Below are 1,257 nucleotides of genomic sequence, written 5' to 3' on the forward strand. Positions count from 1 at the left end.
GGCGCGTCCTGCGGCGAGCTGCGCGGCATGCCGAAGCCTTCGAGGTTGACCAGCCGGCGGATGCGCGTGGGGCGCAGGCCGGCGTAGCTCATCACGATGTTGCCGCCCATGCTGTGGCCCAGCAGGTCGACCGGCACGTCCGCGCTCAGGCCCAGCTCGCTGGCCGCGAGCAAGGCGTCCAGGTCGCCCAGGTAGTCGGGGAACCAGTAGCTATCGCTGGCGGGCGTGTCGGTGCGGCCGAAGCCGCGCCAGTCGTGCGCGAGGATGTAGCGCGTGGGGCCTTCGAGCGCGGCCAGCGCGTCCACCACGAACTGGAACGAGGCGCCCACGTCCATGTAGCCATGGCCCATCACCAGCGCCGGCCGCTCGGGCGTGATCAAGCCAGGGTCGCCCCAGGCCAGCACATGGTGGCGCAGGCCTCGCACGGTGGTGTAGCGCGAGTGGGCCAGGCGGTGGGGGACGTAGGCAGCGGTCATGGCAGGAATGTAGGGGGTTTGCCGTGACAGTGCGGTCACCAACCGGCCAGCGCTGGGCGGGCTGGCGCGAGAATCCTGCAATGAACACCTTGCCCGATGCCCTTCCCCTGATCCGCGCTGCCGAGCCGCGCGATCTGCCGGCCGTGGTCGGCCTGATCCACGAACTGGCCGAGTTCGAGAGCCTGACCCACCTGTTCGAAGCCACGCCCGAGGCGCTGGGCCGGCACCTGTTCGCCGAGCGGCCTTCGGCCGAATGCCTGGTGGCGCAGCAGGGCGACACACTGGTGGGCTTCGCGCTGTTCTTCACCACCTTCTCGACCTTCAAGTGCAAGCCCAGCCTTTACCTGGAAGACCTGTACGTGCAGCCCGCGCAGCGCGGCAACGGCCTGGGCAAGCGCCTGCTGAAGCAGCTCGGCGCGCTGGCGGTGGCGCGCGGCTACGGCCGCTTCGAATGGTGCGTGCTGGACTGGAACACCAATGCGATTGCGTTCTACGAAAAGATGGGCGCTTCGCTGCTGCCGGACTGGCGCTTGTGCCGCCTGAGCGGGGACGCGCTGCAGGCCTTTGCTGCACCGGCCTGAAGACTGCGGCGCTTCGGGCCTTCCCTCTGGCGGCCCGCGGGCGCTGGCCCTAGGCTGGCGCCATGAAACTTCAGGATCTGCCGTCATCGTCACCCACCGCGGTGTTCGATGGCCACGCCGCGCTGCATGCCGGCTTCCGCTGGCAGGTGCCGGCCTTCTTCAACCTGGCCGAGGTCTGCTGCCGCCGCTGGGCGCGCAGC

The 1,257-nt window shown here is 69.8% G+C and carries 2 protein-coding genes; one reads left to right on the top strand and one right to left on the bottom strand.

The window, feature by feature from the left end:
• Positions 1-476: alpha/beta fold hydrolase (locus FKP22_RS30830; protein WP_141291990.1), on the bottom strand; the 476-nt coding region annotated here is incomplete at its 3' end.
• Positions 477-556: 80 nt separating this feature from the next.
• Between FKP22_RS30830 and FKP22_RS30835 the strand changes: the two genes are divergently transcribed.
• The gene (locus FKP22_RS30835) at positions 557-1,057 is read left to right on the top strand and encodes a GNAT family N-acetyltransferase (RefSeq protein WP_141291991.1); all 501 of its coding nucleotides are present in this window, start codon (positions 557-559) and stop codon (positions 1,055-1,057) included.
• Positions 1,058-1,257: the final 200 nt, after the last annotated feature.

This window comes from Ideonella azotifigens, from assembly GCF_006519715.1.
In the GTDB taxonomy this organism is placed as follows: domain Bacteria; phylum Pseudomonadota; class Gammaproteobacteria; order Burkholderiales; family Burkholderiaceae_C; genus Ideonella; species Ideonella azotifigens.